Consider the following 18,532-nt stretch of genomic DNA (forward strand, 5'->3'; position numbering starts at 1 on the left):
GCTGGCTGTGCAAAGCCAGCCGTGGGCCGCGCAGCGGCCGGGAGGGGGATGGGGGACGAAGCGTGCGTTCCGTTGGCATGTCACCGCCGGCTTGCCCCATCCCCACCCCAACCCTCCCCTTGAAGGGGAGGGAGACACCCTAGTCTGCGCGGCTGAATGGAGGAAGTGATGGGATTCTTCGAGCGATTCTTCCAACCGAGCTGGGGCGTGCATCCCGACGACCACAAGCGCCCGGCGGCCGACGTGCCGCTGCGTATCCTGCCGCCGCCGGCGCGCGTGTATATGCCGCTGCACCAGCATGTCGGCGGTGCGGCGCGACCCATCGTGCTGGTCGGCCAGCAGGTGCTCAAAGGGCAGTTGCTGGCCGAAGCCCAGGGCAACATCTCGGCGCCTATCCACTCGCCGGTTTCGGGCACCGTGACGGCCATCGGCGACGTCACGGCGCCGCATCCCTCCGGCCTCTCCTTTGCCGCGATCACCGTCGACAACGATTTCGCGAACCGCTGGACCGCCACCGATCCGGTCGAGGACCCCTTCGCCCTGACACCCGAGGAAATCGCCCGGCGCACCGCGGCGGCCGGCGTCGTCGGCCTCGGCGGCGCGACCTTTCCGGCGGCGGTCAAGTTCGCGCTGGGCAAGCGCCTGGCGGTGGGCACGCTGATCGTGAATGGCGGCGAATGCGAGCCCTATCTCTCGTCCGACGACTGCGTCATGCGCGACTTTGCCGACCAGGTGATCGACGGCGCCCGCATAGTGATGCACGCGATCGGCGCGAAAGAGGCGCTGGTGGGCATCGAGGACAACAAGCCGGAGGCCATCGCCGCGATGCGCCTCGCCGCGGCAAAATTTCCCGAAGTGAAGATCCGCCCGGTGCCGGCGCGCTACCCGATGGGCTCGGACAAGCAGTTGATCCAGACCCTGACCGGCAAGGAAGTGCCGGCCGACGCGCGCGCCGCCGAAGTCGGCGTGCTGGTGCATAACGTCTCCACCTGCGCCGCCGTGCACCAGGCCATCCGCCTCGGCCGCCCGCTGGTCGAGCGCATCGTCACCATCAACGGCGGCGCCGTGGACAAGCCCGGCAACATCATGGCGCCGCTGGGCACTATGGTCGATGAACTGCTGGCCTTCTGCGGCCTCAAGGCGCGGCCGGCGCGCCTGATCCTGGGCGGGCCGATGATGGGCACGCCGCTCCTGCACGGGCGGATTCCGCTGGTCAAGGGCGCCTCCGGGATACTGGCTTTCGACGCCCGCGAGGCGACCATCCAGCCGGCCGGCCCCTGCATCCGTTGCGGCAGTTGCACCAAGGCCTGTCCGATGGGCCTGCTGCCGCTGGAAATGGCGGCCCGCATCCGCGCCGGCGAACTCGATGCCGCGGTCGACTTCAAGCTCGGCGACTGCATCTCCTGCGGCTGCTGCGCCTATGTCTGTCCCTCGCACATCCCGCTGGTGCAGTACTTCAGCCACGCCAAGGGCGAACTGGCGGCACGCGAACGGGCGAAACTGCGCACCGATGCCACGCGGCGCCTGGCCGAAGAGCGCATCGCCCGACTGGAACGCGAGGCCAAAGAAAAGTTGGCGCTGGCGGCACGGCGAAAAGCCGAGCGCGCCGCCGCCAAAGCCAAGGCCGCGGCCGAACAGTCATCGGGAGTTACGGCATGAGCGCCGCCCGCAGGGCCGTCCCAAGGGCGGCGCAGCAATTCAAGTGGAGCGGCGCAGCCGCGAACAAACGTCACCCCCGCCCTTGGGGCGGGGGGCGTAGGCGGGGTTTCGCGAAGCACTGCTTCGCGCCGCCGAAGCCGGCCGGCAATGCAGTGCCGGCAGTGGAACGGGGGGTGGGACCATGAGTATCGGCATACCCGTCGCCGCGCCGCACGCCACCACATCCAACAGCGCCGGCCGCGTCATGGCCACGGTCATGGCCGCGCTGGCACCGGCCACGCTGTTCGGCTTCTGGCTCTATGGCTGGCCGGCGATCTATCTGTGGTTCATCACCGTCGGCGCCGCCATGCTCGGCGAAGCCTTCTGCCTGCGCCTGCAAGGCCGCCAGGCGACGCCGGTGCTGCGCGACGGCTCGGCGATACTCACCGGCTGGCTGCTGGCGGTCTCGCTGCCGCCCTGGGCGCCGTGGTGGATCGGCGTCTTCGGCGGCCTGTTCGCCACGGTGCTGGGCAAGCAGGTATTCGGCGGCCTCGGCCAGAACTTGTTCAACCCGGCGATGGTGGCGAGGGTCGCGCTGCTGATTTCCTTCCCGCTGCAGATGACGGCCTGGGTCGCGCCGCTGCCGCTGTTCGGCCCCGGCGCGCCGGGCCTCATCGACGGCCTGCGCATCACGCTGAACGGCGTGCCGGCAGGCTACGACGCCATCGCCAGCGCCAGCCTGCTCGGCTTCACCAAGACCGAGCTGTCGCGCGGGATCGACCTGCTGCATTCCCTGGCTCAGGCGCCGGCCCCCGGCTGGGTCGGCAGCCACCCCGGCAGCCTGGGCGAAACCGCGGCCTGGCTGATCGCCGCCGGCGGCGTGGCAATGATGGCCCTGCGCATCATCAGCTGGCACATCCCGCTCGCCATGCTGGCCGGCATCGCCGTGCCGGCGGCGATCCTGCATGCCGTCGATCCGGCGCGCTACCTCGATGCCGGCACCCACCTGCTCTCCGGCGGCGCCATGCTGGGTGCATTCTTCATCGCCACCGACTACGTCACCTCGCCCAACACCAAAGCCGGGCAACTGATCTTCGGCGCCGGCTGCGGCCTCTTGACCTGGGTGATCCGCACCTGGGCCGGCTACCCGGAAGGCGTCGCCTTCGCCGTGCTGCTGATGAACTCGCTGACGCCGATCATCGACAGCTACGTCAGGCCGCGCATCTACGGCCGCGACCGCAAGGGCGCGGCGCTGGAACCGGGCAAATAGCCCGCATCCCGAGGAGACGAGACATGCAGATCGGCGTTGCCTATTCCGAAGCCGCCAACCAGATCTGGCTGACCACCGAGGTGCCCGACGACAGCACGGTGCAGGCCGCGATCGAGAAGTCCGGCATCCTCAGGATGTTTCCCACCATCGACCTGGCGACGCAGAAGGTCGGCGTTTTCGGCAAGCTGGTCAAGCTCGATGCGCCGCTGCGCCCCGGCGACCGCGTCGAGATCTACCGCCCCATCACCTGCGACCCGCAGACCGTACCGCGGCGCGATGGCGCGGGGAGTGACGAGGACGAGTAAGAGCAAAGGAGCAAATCCCCGAAGGATTTGCGGAGGCTGCGGTCAAGGGCGAATCGTCACTTGAGTCCCGGACTCGTGACGTTTGGTGGTTGTCGGGCAGCTTCGTGCCCTTAGCCGTCGGTCGTGCCGAAAGAGAATCAACGGCAGTTATCCGAGCGAAGCAGTCACCCGAGACGACCACTCCCGGACAGCAAATCCGCCAGAACGGTCATTGGGCGCTTGCTGCGTGAGCGGCGGCAACAATGCGTATTGCAGTCGCTCACAAGTTCAACAGCAAAAAAGCTGAGGTAACAAATCCGAGTGGCGGCTTATCGAAAATCGCTACTCACCCTCTGTGCCCTTATGTGGAACTCCACATAAGGGCCCATTGCTGCCAGATGACAAAAATATTCGAAGTCGCTGCTTACCATAGGGTCACCGCCTGCGCGGCGGCTGAGTCCAATAGGATTTCTAGCCTACCGGTCGCGGTGGTGGTACCGCGCCTCTCACCGAACTCGGCACGCCGCGTCCGCCAGGCTAAAAACCCTCTGCACTATGTAAACCTCTACATAGCGGCTAGGTGCAGACGGTCGGTGAGTTACAGAATCAGGTTTCCAACAGACAGCTGCGGCCCCAGATCAGGCATCGATTGTTCGACGGCATTGCGCGGTCTTCCATCAATTGCAAGCCGGCCGCGCCGGCCAGTTCATCCACAGCCTCAAAATCGCGTATGCCTTGGTGCGCGCCGCTTTGCTTTAGCCATGCGTCAAAGATGGCGTTGCTCTCGCTGGTGAAGTGGCCCCCGTAATTGAAGGGACCATAGACGGCGAGTCTGGCGTCGTCCGTCATCACCGCGGGAAGGCAGGCGAACATACGCTCGACTTCGGCCCAACTCATGATGTGCAAGGTATTGGCGCTGAAGACCGCATCGAAGCGCTGCGTCGGCCATGCTTCGCTGACGTGGAGTTCGAGTGGTGCCGGCGTATTGGGCAAATCCGCTTCGTTCAGCCACGCCTGGATACCGGCGAGGTTCTGTCGTTGCTCCGAGGTCTGCCAATTCAAATGGCGCAGCGCCGCGGCAAAGAAAACCGCGTGCTGACCTGTACCGCTGCCGATTTCCAGTACATTGCGGCGATCCGAGAAATGCTCACGCAGCACCGCGAGGATAGGCTCACGGTTGCGTGCGCAGGCAGGCGCATCGGGTTTTTCCATGGTAGACACTAGTAGCTGCGTCGATAGGTGCTGGCCGGATCCTTCTCCGGCGGTGTATCGGCCGGCTGTGCGGCACGGGCCTCCGCCACGAGCTTCTGGACGTTGTCTCCGGTCAGGCTTCCAAGGAATACTGCAAGGGCCTTCTTCTCCGCCGGCGAGAGGCCGAGCGGTTTGAGCAGCGGGTCTTTCTGCGGGTTGTCGATGCCGCCGCGGTCGTAAAACTCAACAACCTCTTCCAGCGTGGCAATCGAGCCATCGTGCATGTAAGGCGCGGTGAGCGCGACGTTGCGTAGTCCCGGCGTACGATAGGCCCAAGTGTCTTCGGGATCGAGCGTTACTTCATAGCGTCCGACGTCAGGCAGTGGCCGTTCGAACGAGTCCAGGGCGTTGTCTTTAATTTCGACGAACTTGCCCGGCGCGAGCTGCACGCGGTGCGTTTTCGGCAGACCCATGCTATGTGCGTAGCCGATGCCGGTGTTGTGAAAGCGGTTGTCAGTGAGCAGCGCGTGCTTGTCCCCGACGACATGGCAGCCACTACAGCCGGCCTTGCCGCTAAAGAGTCGGAAGCCGGCTTGTTCCTCTGCTGACAGCGCGGTCTGCTCCTTGCTGTAATGCCAGCGGTCGAAGCGGGAATTGGCGGAGACCAGGGTGCGCTGGTAAGAGGCCAGCGCCTGGCCCACGGTCAGCACGTCGGGGCCGCGTCCGTCGAAGGCTTTCTCGAAGCGGCCGGCATACTCGGGCAGGACCTTGATCTTCTCTAGCACGTAGCCGATGGAAGGGTTGGCCATTTCATTGCCGGCGAGCAGCGGCCCCCAGGCCTGATTCTCCAGGCCGAATTCGCGACCGTCGTGGAACAGTTGCTCGACGTAGGCGACGTTGTACATCGTGGGTGAATTGCGGCGGATGCTCTGGCCTTCGAGACCGATGGCGGTGCCCAGCTCGTTGGAAGTGAAGCCCTGCTCGGGAACATGGCACATGCCGCAGGACAGGGTGTTGTTGTGCGAAAGCCGGCGATCCATGAACAGTGTACGTCCGAGTTCGATTCTGGCCTGAATCAGCGGATTGTCGGGCGGTAGTGGAACGGCTGGCAAGCCAAGCGGCGGTATCAGGCTGAGTGGCGTGCTAGCCGACGTGCCAGGGCGTTCGCAGGCGGAAAGGGCCAGGACCCAGAACAGTAGAAGGGCGCTGGGCACGGCCTTCATCTCAGCCGGACCCCCTCTTCCATGAGCAGGGTCTTGATGTCGTTCAGTACCATCGCCGGCAGCAGGTAGTCGGTCGTGTAAATCTCGCGCACCATGCGCTGTCGGTCGATGAGGAACACCTTCAGCACATGGCTGTATGTGCCGACCGGCTTGCCGGTGGCCTTGTCAATGTCCACCCCGACATCCTGGCCGAAGCCATGCAGAATCGGCAGCAGTTCGCGGCGCGAGCGCGTGGTTAGAAAATCCCAGGCCAGGTGCTGCCTCGCCCCGCTGTGGTCGCCTCCGTAGAGGGCCAGGACCCGCGGTGTGTCGCGCACAGGGTCGAAAGAGAGGCTGACAAAACGCACCCGACCGCGGGTTTCCGGCAGCTTTTCGAGCTGGTCCTTCACCAAGTGCATTACGGTAAGGGCATAGGGACAACCATTTGGGTCGGCGCAGGAGGAGTACATGAAGGCCAGCAGTGTGACCTGGCCTTGGGTGAACTCTGACAGCCGGCGCCGCTTGCCTTTGGCATCGATCACTGCGCCTTCCGTTGCAGCTTGGATCCGCTCCAGCTTGTAGCTACCTGCTGCCGGTGGCACGAAGTCCATGATGGGTGCTGCTGGCGCGGCGGTGACCGTCAGCCAACCCAGGAAAAAAAGCCCACCCCGGATGAGGAGGCGGGCCAGGCGCGACGTGGCGGGGAGCCCCATGCGCTACTGCTACTGCTTCTGCGCGAGCAGGGCCGGCAGGTTCGACGCCATGTCGAGCGGTTTCAAGGTGGACAGATCGCGTGCCTGGAACTTCATGTGGTGGGCGCGACCGAGCTTCTCCTTGTAGAAGTCGATTTCGAAGGCCAGCTTGAGGTCCTTGCCGTCCCAGTTGTACATCTTCAGGAACTGCTCGTCGTCCTTGCCCTTCTTGTCCCAGTTGCCCAGCAGAGACGTGGTGAAATACACGCGTTTGCCATCAAAGCTTTGCGAGACCATGTTGACCTGCGAACCGATCTGCTTGGTGAAGGTTTCCTTCGGCTTCATCGGGTCGGACATGTCCCAGTACCGCGTAGTGCCATCCATGAAGGTGTTGATCCACATACCGCGGCCGTCGGCGGTAATGCTGATATCCACGGGCAGCGGAATCTTGGCTGGATCGCCGATGGTGGCAACGTCCTTCACCTGCCATTCGCCCTTGGCGTCCTGCTTGTAAACCCAAATCTTGGAGGTCAGTGCTGTGGTGGTGACGGCCCAGTTGTCGCCGGCCTTCCACGACCAGCGCACTTCAAGCGGCGCGCCCGGCGTCTGGAACACCTTGAGCGGCTTCATGGTCTTCATGTCCCACATCACCGAAGTGTTGCCAAAGCGCTTCATCGCTTCGCCGTCCTTCACCATCTTGCCCAGGTCCATCATGTAGTTGTTCCAGCCCGTGAAGGACGAGGTAAGGAACACGTTCTTTGCCGGATTGATGGCTGCATCGTAACCGTAGCCGTCGCCACCACCGTCCTTGGGCATCGCGTGGTGCGCGACGTAGTCGCCCTTATTGTTATAGACGACCACGCCCGTTTCGCCTCCATGGTCCTTGTTGTTGGACAGGGGTGTGATCATCATGCGTCCCGGCATCGCGATGAAAGAGTGCGGCCCGACGAAACCGGTCTTCTGCACGAAGTCGGTGATGGTCTTGGTCAACTTCGGCTTGGCCGGATTGGTGCCGATGTCGAAGACGTATATTTTGTTCGAGTCGAGCGCGCCACCCCAGAGATAACGGCGATCGTCCGAGAGACCGACGTGATGGACTTCACCACGGCCACCGAGCGACAGCTTGTGGATAATCTTGCCGTAGGTCTTGGATTTTGGATTGACGTCCACGGTGACTAGCTTGTCGGAACCGTCGCCGACCCCTTTGACGCCGAGGGTCCAGACGTAGACCAGATCTTCTTGCCCCTTGATCAGCGGCGTATAGGGCGAACAACTGGTTTCGTCGGCAAATGCCGGCGTAGCGGCCAGCGTGGCGGACACTGCTATCGTCAGTGCGATCTTGCGGGCCGGGTTCTTAACGTGCATTGTGTTTTTCATGCTGCTCTCCTCACGGGGGTTGGACTGTTGTAGGTACTTCATTCTGAGCAGAAGGGGTACTCAGCAGATGCACCCCCGCGGCGATATTTCACACTTCCAGTGTCAAATGGTTATTTGTAAAGCAAGTTAGCAGAACAGCCGGCGCAAACAATTGGGGTGATTACCTAGCCTCCATGTGGTTGTCCCTGATTGTTGCGACGCGCTAGGCTGTCAAGTTTGCATTGCACAAACGAAGCGATGCCTGCCAAATGGTGGCGGATGGCAATCAATCAGCATCACTGCCTAAATCTGACCGTTTTTGGCCATATTTCCTCTTTGCTGGAATAGGTAATTACCCTTATTACAGTCGGGGTCGTCCGGATATTCAAATCAAGACAGAAAGCGCCAAATCGCTTTCACGCGACTTTTTCCATGATGTATAGCGATGGAGCGACGCAGCTTGCTGGATCCGACAGGCGACAAAAAGAATCGACTGCTGATTCCGTGAATCCGGGGTTTGTTCTTACTTGAGGGGGTAACCGAAGATGCTTGATTTCCTATTTACCGGTTGGGGCGCATTCTGGATGACGCTATTCATGCTGGTTCCATTCGCGGCCATTTTCACTTGGGTGGTCTACCGCAAGAGCGTCGTCGACTCTGCGGCTAGTGGAACAGCCCGCAAGTCGCTTTCACGGCTTGAGGGTGTATGGCTCACGGTCGTCTTCGTGGTATTCGTCGCAGTTAACCTCGCTAGCATGAAATACATGCCGACCATCGCCACAGCGCATGCCGCAGCGTCCGGGCAGCCTCTGCAGCAGGTGGACTTGACGGCAACGTCCTGGTCTTACCAGATTTCGATCCGCGAGATCGAGGCAGGGAAACCCGTGCGTTTCTCGGGCAAGAGCGCTGACACCATGCACGGGTTTGCGGTCTACCATCCCGATGGGCGGATGCTGTTTACGATGATGCTCATGCCCGGCTTGAAGAACCCCACCTCGATCGTTCATACCTTCAACGAGCCAGGTATCTACAAGGTGCGCTGTCTGGAGTATTGCGGAGTCGCGCACCACCGGATGGCAGACGAGTTGGTCGTCGTGAAGCGCAGCACCTAACCAAAACTCCAGGGGACTCATTATGACCACCGCAACCGCACTCGTTCAAGGCATGCCGCTGTTTGGTCGGATGTTCAGTGTCGACAAGAGCACCGGACTCGAGGAAATCAACGCCTGGCCGGCCCTGATGATCATGGCCTCCTTCGTCTGGCTTGCCGTCGCCGGCCTGCTGGGCCTGGTGATGCCGGCCACACAGATTCTGGACCTCAACACCGACTGGTATTACACCGCGCTCACCGCGCATGGTGCCGCGCTGGCATTTCCATGCGTCTTCCAACTGATGATCGGGGTGGGCTTGCACCGATCGGGCGGCTGTGTCGGCAAGCCGATCACGGGAATATTCCCCGCGTTGATATTCTGGTTCCTGAATATCGGTTCGGCCCTGCTCACCGTCGCCATACTGATGGGACTCTCGATCAGTCTGGTCGTCATGTACCCGCTGCCCATTGTCGGCGCGCAAATGGGTATATGGAGCATGAATGCGGTCGTGATCGGGTTCTCGGGCATCGCCCTGGTGCTGACCACCATGATCGTGCTGTATCCGGTTTTTCTTATCCGACTGACATTCTTCGGTGAGAAGCGGAAGGATCTGCAACTCGCAGAGCGTACGCTGCAGGATCCTGGCATGCTGGGCATGATCCTGTCGGCCTTCACGCTGCTGGTATCGGGAACCCCCTTGATGATCGTGGCAAGCGCTGTGTTGCTCGCGCTGTACGGGATCGTCCCCATGGACGCCGTCTCCTGGGCGACTGAACCGGTGGTGTTCCAGTACGTCTTCTTCATCTTCGCCCATAACCTGATGGAAGCGATGGCGCTGATGGTGATCAGTGCGGTGTACGCGACGCTGCCGCTTTACCTCGCTGACGGGACGCGCAAGCTTTTCAGTGATCGCATCGCCAATGCGGCCTTGTGGATTTTGCTGCTTACGTCCGTAACCACGTTCCTTCACCATTTCATCACCCTGTTCCCCAACCAACCCGCCATGCTCGCCTATCAGGCGACCATCATGAGCTGGGGAACGGGTCTTGGCGCAGCCTTGAGCATCTTCACCATACTCGCGACCATCTGGCAGCATGGCCTGAGGCCGGAACCCGGCATCATTGCCGCGCTGATCGGCTTCGTGCTCTACATCCTTGACGGGGCGAGTGCCATGGTTACCTCGAACGTGGCCTGGGCATTCATGCTTCACGGGACGATGTGGCAAAGCGGGCACACCATGACGGTGCTGGTCGCGATGTCCATGATGTGGATGGGCGTGCTCTATCACCACTATCCAGTGATCACTGGACGCAAGCTCGATCCGGTGCTGGGTACCTGGTTTGTCCGTCTCTTCGCCGTCGGCGGCATCGGCGCGGCATTGGTGATGTTGGCGGCAGGCGCGGCCGGCATGCCGCGGCGATTTGCGGCTTGGAATCAGGAGGGCTGGATGTTCTACGGCTACCTGATTCTTTTCTTCGGGCTCATCCTCGGCGCAGCCTATGTCGTCTATCTTTACAACTTCATGAAATCCATCGAAATCACCTCGAGCGCAGGGAATCGCGCAGCAAGCGCTGCCTGAAGAGCGGCAGTGTTTTCCACGGGAGGCGTCGATTCGTGATGCCCCCGTGGTGGTGCCACCATTGAACGGGCATGATTCGAAGCGCAGGCCAAGACCATAGGACGATCTCATGACTATCAGCCTGATCCGGCAGACGGTAAGCATTTTCAAGCTGCGCATCGGCGTAACCATTGTGATGGCTGCAATGGCCGGCCTCGCGATTACTCCCGGCCCGGCGCCGAGCAGCAGCCAAATACTGGTACTGGCCTTGACGGTGCTGCTGGCCTCGGCCAGCTCCGGGGGATTCAATCAATACTTCGAACGGGATGTGGATGGCCTGATGGCCCGCACGGCCAATCGGCCGTTCGTAACCGGTCAGCATTTTCTGGCGTTGAAATACTGGCCACTGCTCCTCTCCCTGATGCTGGCGGGGGCGGTGTTGTGGGCCGGGGCGGTACTGAACGCGGCAGTGGCCCTGCACCTGCTCCTCGGCGCCCTTGTCTACGGCGTGGTGTATACCGTCTGGCTGAAGCGCCGAACCAGTCTCAATATTGTCGTCGGCGGACTGGCCGGCAGCTTTGCCGTGCTGGCCGGTGCCGCCGCGGTGGATCCGGTTCCCGGTCCCTTGCCGCTGTTGCTGGCCGGCGTGCTGTTTCTGTGGACTCCCGCTCATTTCTGGAGCCTCGCCATCGCGCGCGGCGATCAGTATGCCGGGGCCGGAATCCCCATGCTTCCCGTGGTGATCGGCAACCCATCCGCGGCGTGGGTCACGCTGCTCAGTTCCATAGCGCTGGTAATCACCTCCCTGCTTCCGCTACTCTATGGCACGGGCTGGATCTATCTGACCGGTGCCGCCCTGGGGGGTGCATATTTCCTCCACCGGAGTATTCAACTCGCGCGGAATCCAACTCCACGAGCCGCCATGATCAACTTCATAGGCTCGCTGATTCAGCTCAGTCTGCTGCAACTGGCCATCATCATTGAGGCCCTTGTTTGAGAGGCGGCCCGGAGAGTTTCAGCAGCCAGTAATCGGCAACACAGGCGCCGTTGAGTGCCTGAAAAACCAAACGGATGAGGCAATGCGATTTCTGGGTTCCTGCGAATTGCCCCTCGATCCGCTCACACGGTTTCTTGCTGCTGCCGATCCTGCCCATGCAGCGGACAGGCCCATGAAACCGCTGACGTGCGAGCTTTGCGGGTTGCCGACTCCGGTGCCGCCGTTGCGGAGCGATGGTCACTCGTTTTGCTGCTTCGGTTGCAGCGAGGTCTACCGGAGCTTCGGTGCGGAAGCCCTTTCCGCCAAAGCAGAGAGACCGGTCCTCAAGGCGGCGCCCAGCCTGGGGGGGGCGGAAGCATTCCTCAGGATAGACGGCATGCATTGTTCCTCGTGCGAGATTCTGATTGAGCGAACGGCGGAAAAGATCGATGGCATCCTTGCGGCATCGGCCAGCTATGCGACCTCAACGGCACGAATAATCTACGACCCCGGCCTCATTCGTGAGTTCGAGCTTCCGCAGGTATTGAGTCTGGCCGGATATCGCGCAAGGCTGCGCACGGATAGCGCTCCCGAGGATGACGAACGCCAGCCCCTGTTGAGGCTCATCACCGCAATCATATTGAACAACGTTGTGATGATGTTGAGTCTGATCTTTCTGTATCCCACCTACATCGGCCTGGTCGAACGGCACGAACTGGCCCCCATCGGATCGATCGCTTTCCATGCCGCTCCCTGGGCCATGTTTGTGTGTACGACAGTGCTGATTTTCTATGTCGCGCTACCGATTCTCCGCGGGGCCCGGATCGGGCTGCGCACACGCATGCTGAACATGGACAATCTTCTGGCGATTTCCATCCTGTCAGCCTATGGATACAGCGTTGGGCAGTTGTTATTCGGATCGCTTGATCTGTATTTCGATGTCGCCTCCATGATCGTGGCAGTCGTGACCCTTGGCCGCTATCTGGAACAAGGCGCCAAGGCAAGGGCGACTCGTGAGTTGAGCAAGGTCATCGACGCGTGGACACCGACCGCGCGCGTACTTGAGGACGGCGAATTCCGGGTCCAGGCCATCGACCAGCTCAATCCGGGTGACCATGTTTTCGTCCGCCAGGGCGAGGCCATTCCGGTAGATGGTATTGTGGTCAGTGGGCAGGGTGCGGTCGACGAGTCGCTGATGACCGGGGAGCCGTTCCCGGTCAACCGGGGGCTAGGTGAAGCCGTCCTCGGCGGCACCATCTTGGTCGAAGGCGACATTGAAGTTGCGGTCGGTCCCGAAGTCGCAAGCCGGATCGACAATCTCGCGCGCATCCTCTGGAACGTTCAGAGTTCGACCGCAGGAATCCGTGGCGTGGCCGACCGCGTGGCCAGGGTCTTCGTACCCGTGGTGCTGGTCGCCGCCCTTGTTGTCACCGGCTGGCTTCTGCTGACTGGAGCCACGCCGGCGGATGCGTTTCTGGCGGGTCTGGCGACATTGATCGTCTCCTGCCCCTGCGCCTTCGGCCTGGCGATCCCACTGTCCACCGCTGCCGGCCTGAGCACGGCTTTGCGCCACGGCATCATCATCACCAGCGCCGATGCCTTTGAAAAGGCATCCCGGATCAACATCGTCGCAATCGACAAAACTGGCACCCTGTCCACCGGCGAAATGGCGGTGGACGAGGTGCTCGGACCGCCTGTAGTGACCGAGCTCGCGGCGGCGGTGGAACGCCTTTCATCCCACCCGATCGCCGAGGCCATCGCGCGACTGGACGCGAGCCGAACGGCTAGCGATCTTGATATCCATCCCGGCAAGGGCGCAGTGGCCAGCGTCGACGGCCTGCGCGTAGCGGTAGGCAGCAGGTCCTTGTTTGCGCTAATGGGATGGGCGATACCGGATTGGCTCATTGCCGCGGTCGCACGCGGCACCGGCGGCGCGGGGGTCGTGTCCTATGTCGGCTGGGACGGATGCGCCCAAGGCGCCATCATTACGCGGGACCAGCAGCGATCCGAGTGGGAACAGGTCGTTGACCGACTGCGGAAAACCAGTCGCATAGTGTTGCTGACCGGAGCGGAGCATCCGGGCGGATACGAAGACCGCGTCGATGAAGTCTATGCCGGCGTTCCTCCAGAGGGGAAGGCTGCAGTGATACGCCAGCTCAAATCGGTTGGCACCGTAGCCATGGTCGGTGACGGCAGCAACGACGCTCCGGCGCTCGCCGCGGCGGACCTGGGTATTGCATTTGGCACACCCACCGCGCTGGCAGCCGATGCGGCTGACGTGGTCATTCCGGGTGACCGTCTGGACCGAATTTTCGACGCCTTCGAAATACTCGCTACCACCCGTCGCCGAATTCAACAGAATATTGCGTGGGCGTTCTCGTACAACGCCGTCGCGATCCCGTTGGCCGCAACGGGATTCCTCAATCCCCTGTTTGCTGCGGCGGCGATGACCGCCAGCAGTCTGATGGTAGTGTGGAATTCCACGCGATCGATTGCTTGCGCTGAAAAGGCGAGCCCATCGTCCTGTTCGGACCGAACAAGGCGCCGGACATGGTCGAGGCTGGGTTCTTCAAGGCAGTAGAGGGTAATTAGGGTATTTACCTAGAATCCTGGTGATTGTCCCTGATTGAACCGTAGAGGGAGTCTGCTAAGGTTGCATTGCACAATAAATCGGTGTCGGTGAGATGATCTCTGGAAGTGAATCGATGTTGTTCGCACTGGTCGCGCTGGGCGGGGGACTAGCAATGGCGCTGATTGTTTCAGGCGTTATGTTTCTGCGCCTGCATGAAGCGGAGCAACTCATCCGCAATAGAGACGCAGAGCACCAAGGCGTGCTGGATCGCCTGCACGAGAACGAGTACCGTCTGCGCGCCATTATCGAGTCCGAGCCTGAATGTGTAAAACTGCAGACAGCAGACGGCACCGTGCTCGAGATTAATCCGGCGGGACTCAAGCTGCTGGATGCCGACCGACCGGAAGACATTGTCGGCAAGAAGATTTACTGCGTGGTCGCGCCGGAATACATCGATTTCTATCGGGAGAATATGCGCCGTGTTTTCTGCGGTGAGTCAGTTGTCTACGAGTTCAAGGTTCATACCTTCAAAGGCAGAACGGCTTGGATGGAATCACATGCCGTGCCACTACGCGATGCGCGAGGCACGATCTACGCCTTGCTTGGAATTACACGCGATATAAGCGAAAAAAAGAATGCAGAGGAGCAGGCGCGGCGGCACCAGACGGAACTTGCGCGGGTAGCACGCCTGTCTACCATGGGCGAGATGGCAACCGGTATCGCCCACGAACTCAATCAACCGCTGACCGCGATCGCCAACTTTGCCCGCGGTTGCATCCGTCGGCTGCACGCGGACGGCATGAGTCCGGGAGAACTCATCGAGCCGCTCGAAGAGGTGTGCGAGCAGGCCGAGCGCGCTGGAGAAATTCTTCGACATGTGAGAGATTTCGTACGCAAGAGCGAACTGCAGATGAAGCCGCTCGACATCAACCAGATCGTGCGCACGGTGGTCAAATTCACCGAGTCCGAGGCGCGGCAGCAAGGCGCAATCGTTAGACTCGATCTGGATTCCGGATTGCCGCAGGTACAGGCCGACGCGATCATGATCGAGCAGGTGATCTGCAATCTGGTGCGCAACGCAGTCGAGGCAATGGCGGACTCGCAATGGTCACGGCGTCAGGTCACCATCCTGACGCGGCTGGTCGGTGACGCTGTCGTCGAGATCGAGGTCGGCGATACCGGACCCGGAATCGACGGTGCAGTCATAGATCAGGTGTTTGACCAGTTCTTTACCACCAAGCTGGAAGGCGTCGGCATGGGGCTTTCCATCAGCCGCTCAATCGTCGAGTCACACGGCGGCCGCATCCGGGCCGAGTCGGGCAGAAAGGGCGGCGCGACGTTCCGCTTCACGCTGCAGGCCAGCGAACAGCAAGCGAATAAGCATGAGCGAGCCAACAGTATTCATAGTTGATGATGATCAGGCCGTTGCCCGCAGTCTGCGTTGGCTGATCGAATCCGTACGCCTCAAGGTCGAGACGTTTTCCTCGGCCCAAGAGTTTCTCGACGGTTATGAGTCATCGAAGCCGGGTTGCCTGGTTCTCGATGTGCGAATGCCAGGCATGAGCGGCCTGGATCTGCAGGAACGCCTGGCGGCACAGCGGATCCAGGTGCCGATTATTTTCATCACGGGCCATGGTGACGTGCAGATGGCGGTACGGGCGGTTCAGTCCGGAGCTTTCGACTTTGTCGAGAAGCCGTTCAACGACCAGGATCTGCTAGACCGTATCCAGAAAGCGATCGTCTTCGATGCCCGGCGGCGCAGCAAGAATACGCAGCGCGTGCAGTTGGGATCGCTGTTCGCCAGCCTGACCCCACGCGAGCGCGAAGTACTGGACCTCGTAGTGGAGGGAATGTCGAATAAGGCCATCGCGAATTCGCTGGGCTTGAGTGCGAAAACGGTCGAAGTTCATCGCGCCAAGGTGATGGAAAAAATGCATGCGCGCTCCGTTGCGGACCTGGTGAAGATGGCGATACAGAACCAGGTGGAATAGCAGGTTCACTCAAGACCGGCTGCTCCGAATCGTAGCTCTCGCGGCGGGGCTGCGCGTTGACCATGAATCTATGCGCGTCTGCTTTGCAGCGCCGGCAGATCGGTGCACGTGCCGTGAGCGACATGTGCGGCCATGCCGATGGTCTCTCCCAGCGTCGGATGAGGATGGTGAATCGCCTTGCCTATGGCGACGGCGTCGCACTTCAGACTGATCGCCAGGGTGATTTCACCGATCATGTCGCCGGCGCTGGGCCCGACGATGGCGCCTCCAAGTATCGTGCCGCTGGTTCGGTCGAACAAAAGTTTTGTCATTCCGTAGTCAGCGCCATTGGCGATGGCCCGCCCCGAGGCGGCCCAGGGAAATCTGGCCACGTCTACCTCCACCTCCATCTGCTTTGCAGCGTCCTCAGACAAGCCAACCCACGCAATCTCCGGGTGAGTGTAGGCCACGCCCGGAATCAGTGAAGAGTCGTAGCAGCTGGCCAGCCCGGCGGCGGATTCCGCGGCAACGTGGGCCTGGTGCACTGCCTTGTGGGCCAGCAGGGGCATGCTCACAATATCGCCGACAGCAAAGATATGAGGCACATTGGACGCCATCCGGCTGTCTGCTTGGATGAAGCCGGCTGCGCTGACGGCAATGCCAGCCTTGTCCGCACCGATATCCAGGCCATTGGGACGGCGTCCGGCGGCCTGCAGGATCATATCGTAGCGACGGGCTTCCGCCGGCGCGTCCTCCCCTTCGAACCTGACCCACAGACCATCGTCGCGGGCATCAACCGCTACCGTTCGAGTTTTCAGCATGACGTCGTCGAAGCGGTGCCGGTTCTGCTTTTCCCATATTCTGACTAGATCGCGGTCCGGTCCCGGCATCAGGCTGTCCAGCATCTCCACCACATCGATGCGCGCCCCAAGGGCGGAATAGACCGTGGCCATCTCGAGGCCGATTATGCCGCCACCGATGACGAGCATCTTCTTTGGCACAAAGCGGAGTTCCAGTGCGCCGGTGGAATCGACTATGCGTGGATCCTTGGGCAGGAATGGCAGGTGCACCGGGTGCGAACCCGCAGCGATGATGCACTTCCTGAAATGGATCACTTGGTGCGCGCCTATTCCCTTACCCGCAGCCTCGTCAAGCTCGACCTCTACGCTGTGCGCATCGCGGAAGTGGGCGTTTCCGAACACCGTGCGCACTTTGCGTGCCTTTGCCATTCCGGCAAGCCCTCCGGTGAGTTGGCCGACGACCTTCACTTTATGGGCACGGAGTTTGTCGATGTCGATGTGGGGCGGGGCAAAATCGATACCCGTCCTGGCCATACCTATGGCTTCTTCCATGGCAATGGTCAGATGCAGCAAAGCCTTGGATGGAATGCAGCCGACATTGAGGCAGACACCCCCCAGAATCGGATAGCGCTCCACCACGATCGTATCCAGCCCCAGGTCGGCGGCGCGAAACGCGGCAGAGTACCCCCCCGGCCCAGCGCCCAATACCAGCAACTCACACGAGAGCTCCTCCGGCGGCGTGTCGGCGTGCGACGCCGCAGCAAAGGCCGCAAACAGTGAAAACTTGCGTGGCGCAGAAGCAGCAGCATCCGCCGATTGGCGCTTTGGTCGTTGCTCCCGACTTGCCGTCATCACGACCACTATTCTGCCAGGAGTCACGTTGTCGCCAATGGCGATCCTGATTTCAGTGATGGTGCCGTCCACAGGTGCTGCCACGTCGACGACCGCCTTGCCGGACTCGACCGTCACCAGCGGATCATCGGCCCAGACCAGATCTCCGGCTTTGACCAGGATTTCAGCGACTGACAACGCCTCTTTGCTACCGACATCTGGAACGACAACTTCATGAACCTGAGCCATCTTGAGCCTCCCGCCTCGAGTGGATCGTCGGCGCATCGCAATGCGCCGACGAATTCATGTCAGGCCGGCACCATCACGGCGGCGCCGTTGATGGTCACTTTGCCAGTCACTTCAATCGGCCGTACCAGTGTGTCGAGCACGGGACAATGAGTTTCGACCGCCTCGATCAGCTTGCGCAGTTCTTCCTCCGGGGCCGAACTCTTGAGAAAGGTTTCGAAGCTGATCTTCTGATACCCCGGCGGTATCGCGGGATCCATGCCGAACAGACCCTTCAGGTCGAGCGAACCCTTCAGATTGACCTTTACTTCGTCGAGCTTGATTCCCATCATCGCTGCCATTGCCGCATACATGATTTCCTGGCATGAGCCGAGAGCCACCAGGAGCAGTTCCACCGGATTCGCTCCCTTGTCCTGCCCGCCGAGTTCAGGCGGTTCGTCGACAACAATCGGCGCAAAGTTGCGCACCTTGCCGGTACAGCGGACACCTTCGACCAGTGCCGTTTCGGCTTCAAAAACCACACGCGACATGACGGGATTATCCTGAATACCCTGCACGGTTTTGCTGAGTGCTTGCTTCAAGGCTGCTTGCGACATGACTTATCTCCTCTGATTGGTTTGATCGACATGGCACTCGGGCGATGCCTCATGTCGCCGCGCATTACGTGCGAGATGACAACAAGGCGGGTCTAAGATTTTTTGCCCGCCGCTGAATGTGAGCCAATTCATTGACATTTGAAATTGGGGGCTTCCCTTCCGCGCTAGGGGATATCCCTATTTGGTGAGTCGGATTCTTGATGCAGCCTAGGGCGTGTTCTCAATCAAGCCAACCAGACGATGGTACATGCCAGATGAA

At 61.2% G+C, this 18,532-nt stretch carries 15 protein-coding genes; 9 read left to right on the forward strand and 6 right to left on the reverse strand.

What is annotated here, in order from left to right; translation table 11 throughout:
- The first annotated feature begins 168 nt into the window (after positions 1–168).
- From rsxC to RMO95_RS18750, 3 genes are all read left to right on the forward strand, one after another.
- A complete protein-coding gene (rsxC, locus tag RMO95_RS18740) occupies positions 169–1,659 on the forward strand; it encodes an electron transport complex subunit RsxC (protein ID WP_310452187.1) in 1,491 nt (496 codons plus the stop codon).
- 181 nt (positions 1,660–1,840) lie between these two features.
- Complete coding sequence (locus RMO95_RS18745) at positions 1,841–2,908, forward strand: RnfABCDGE type electron transport complex subunit D (protein ID WP_310452188.1); 1,068 nt, start codon at positions 1,841–1,843, stop codon at positions 2,906–2,908.
- 23 nt (positions 2,909–2,931) lie between these two features.
- Complete coding sequence (locus RMO95_RS18750; protein WP_310452189.1) at positions 2,932–3,213, forward strand: RnfH family protein; 282 nt, start codon at positions 2,932–2,934, stop codon at positions 3,211–3,213.
- A 585-nt stretch (positions 3,214–3,798) separates the two neighbouring features.
- On the opposite strand, the gene RMO95_RS18755 is transcribed toward RMO95_RS18750, so the two are convergent.
- From RMO95_RS18755 to RMO95_RS18770, 4 genes are read right to left on the reverse strand one after another with little or no spacing between them, the layout of a single operon-like run.
- The gene (locus RMO95_RS18755) at positions 3,799–4,404 is read right to left on the reverse strand and encodes a DUF938 domain-containing protein (protein ID WP_310452190.1); all 606 of its coding nucleotides are present in this window, start codon (positions 4,402–4,404) and stop codon (positions 3,799–3,801) included.
- An 8-nt stretch (positions 4,405–4,412) separates the two neighbouring features.
- Positions 4,413–5,606 (reverse strand): cytochrome-c peroxidase, encoded by a 1,194-nt coding sequence (locus RMO95_RS18760; RefSeq protein WP_310452191.1) that lies wholly within the window; start codon positions 5,604–5,606, stop codon positions 4,413–4,415.
- Positions 5,603–6,298 (reverse strand): SCO family protein, encoded by a 696-nt coding sequence (locus tag RMO95_RS18765; RefSeq protein ID WP_310452192.1) that lies wholly within the window; start codon positions 6,296–6,298, stop codon positions 5,603–5,605. The genes RMO95_RS18760 and RMO95_RS18765 overlap by 4 nt, the downstream gene beginning before the upstream one ends.
- 9 nt (positions 6,299–6,307) lie before the next feature.
- Complete coding sequence (locus tag RMO95_RS18770; protein ID WP_310452193.1) at positions 6,308–7,654, reverse strand: selenium-binding protein SBP56-related protein; 1,347 nt, start codon at positions 7,652–7,654, stop codon at positions 6,308–6,310.
- Between the two features lie 524 nt (positions 7,655–8,178).
- Here RMO95_RS18770 and RMO95_RS18775 point away from each other — a divergent pair.
- From RMO95_RS18775 to RMO95_RS18800, 6 genes are all read left to right on the forward strand, one after another.
- Positions 8,179–8,745, forward strand: coding sequence for a hypothetical protein (locus RMO95_RS18775; protein WP_310452194.1), 567 nt, complete (start codon positions 8,179–8,181; stop codon positions 8,743–8,745).
- A gap of 22 nt (positions 8,746–8,767) precedes the next feature.
- Positions 8,768–10,303, forward strand: a complete 1,536-nt coding sequence (locus RMO95_RS18780) for a cbb3-type cytochrome c oxidase subunit I (protein WP_310452195.1) — start codon at positions 8,768–8,770, stop codon at positions 10,301–10,303.
- Positions 10,304–10,412: 109 nt separating this feature from the next.
- Positions 10,413–11,279: a heme o synthase gene (gene cyoE / locus RMO95_RS18785; RefSeq protein WP_310452196.1), complete on the forward strand. Its 867-nt coding sequence runs from the start codon at positions 10,413–10,415 to the stop codon at positions 11,277–11,279.
- 172 nt (positions 11,280–11,451) lie between these two features.
- The gene (locus RMO95_RS18790) at positions 11,452–13,839 is read left to right on the forward strand and encodes a cation-translocating P-type ATPase (RefSeq protein ID WP_310452197.1); all 2,388 of its coding nucleotides are present in this window, start codon (positions 11,452–11,454) and stop codon (positions 13,837–13,839) included.
- A 124-nt stretch (positions 13,840–13,963) separates the two neighbouring features.
- Positions 13,964–15,241 carry an ATP-binding protein gene (locus tag RMO95_RS18795; RefSeq protein WP_310452198.1) on the forward strand — a complete coding sequence of 426 codons (1,278 nt, stop codon included), beginning with the start codon at positions 13,964–13,966 and terminating at the stop codon, positions 15,239–15,241.
- Positions 15,213–15,821 carry a response regulator transcription factor gene (locus RMO95_RS18800; RefSeq protein WP_310452199.1) on the forward strand — a complete coding sequence of 203 codons (609 nt, stop codon included), beginning with the start codon at positions 15,213–15,215 and terminating at the stop codon, positions 15,819–15,821. The genes RMO95_RS18795 and RMO95_RS18800 overlap by 29 nt, the downstream gene beginning before the upstream one ends.
- 68 nt (positions 15,822–15,889) lie before the next feature.
- On the opposite strand, the gene lpdA is transcribed toward RMO95_RS18800, so the two are convergent.
- Together lpdA and RMO95_RS18810 are read right to left on the reverse strand one after the other, a co-directional pair.
- Positions 15,890–17,680: a dihydrolipoyl dehydrogenase gene (gene lpdA, locus RMO95_RS18805; protein WP_310452200.1), complete on the reverse strand. Its 1,791-nt coding sequence runs from the start codon at positions 17,678–17,680 to the stop codon at positions 15,890–15,892.
- Between the two features lie 59 nt (positions 17,681–17,739).
- Positions 17,740–18,273, reverse strand: coding sequence for an OsmC family protein (locus RMO95_RS18810; protein ID WP_310452201.1), 534 nt, complete (start codon positions 18,271–18,273; stop codon positions 17,740–17,742).
- Positions 18,274–18,532 lie beyond the last annotated feature (259 nt).

This window comes from Sulfuritalea sp., from assembly GCF_031426875.1.
Lineage (GTDB): Bacteria > Pseudomonadota > Gammaproteobacteria > Burkholderiales > Rhodocyclaceae > Sulfuritalea.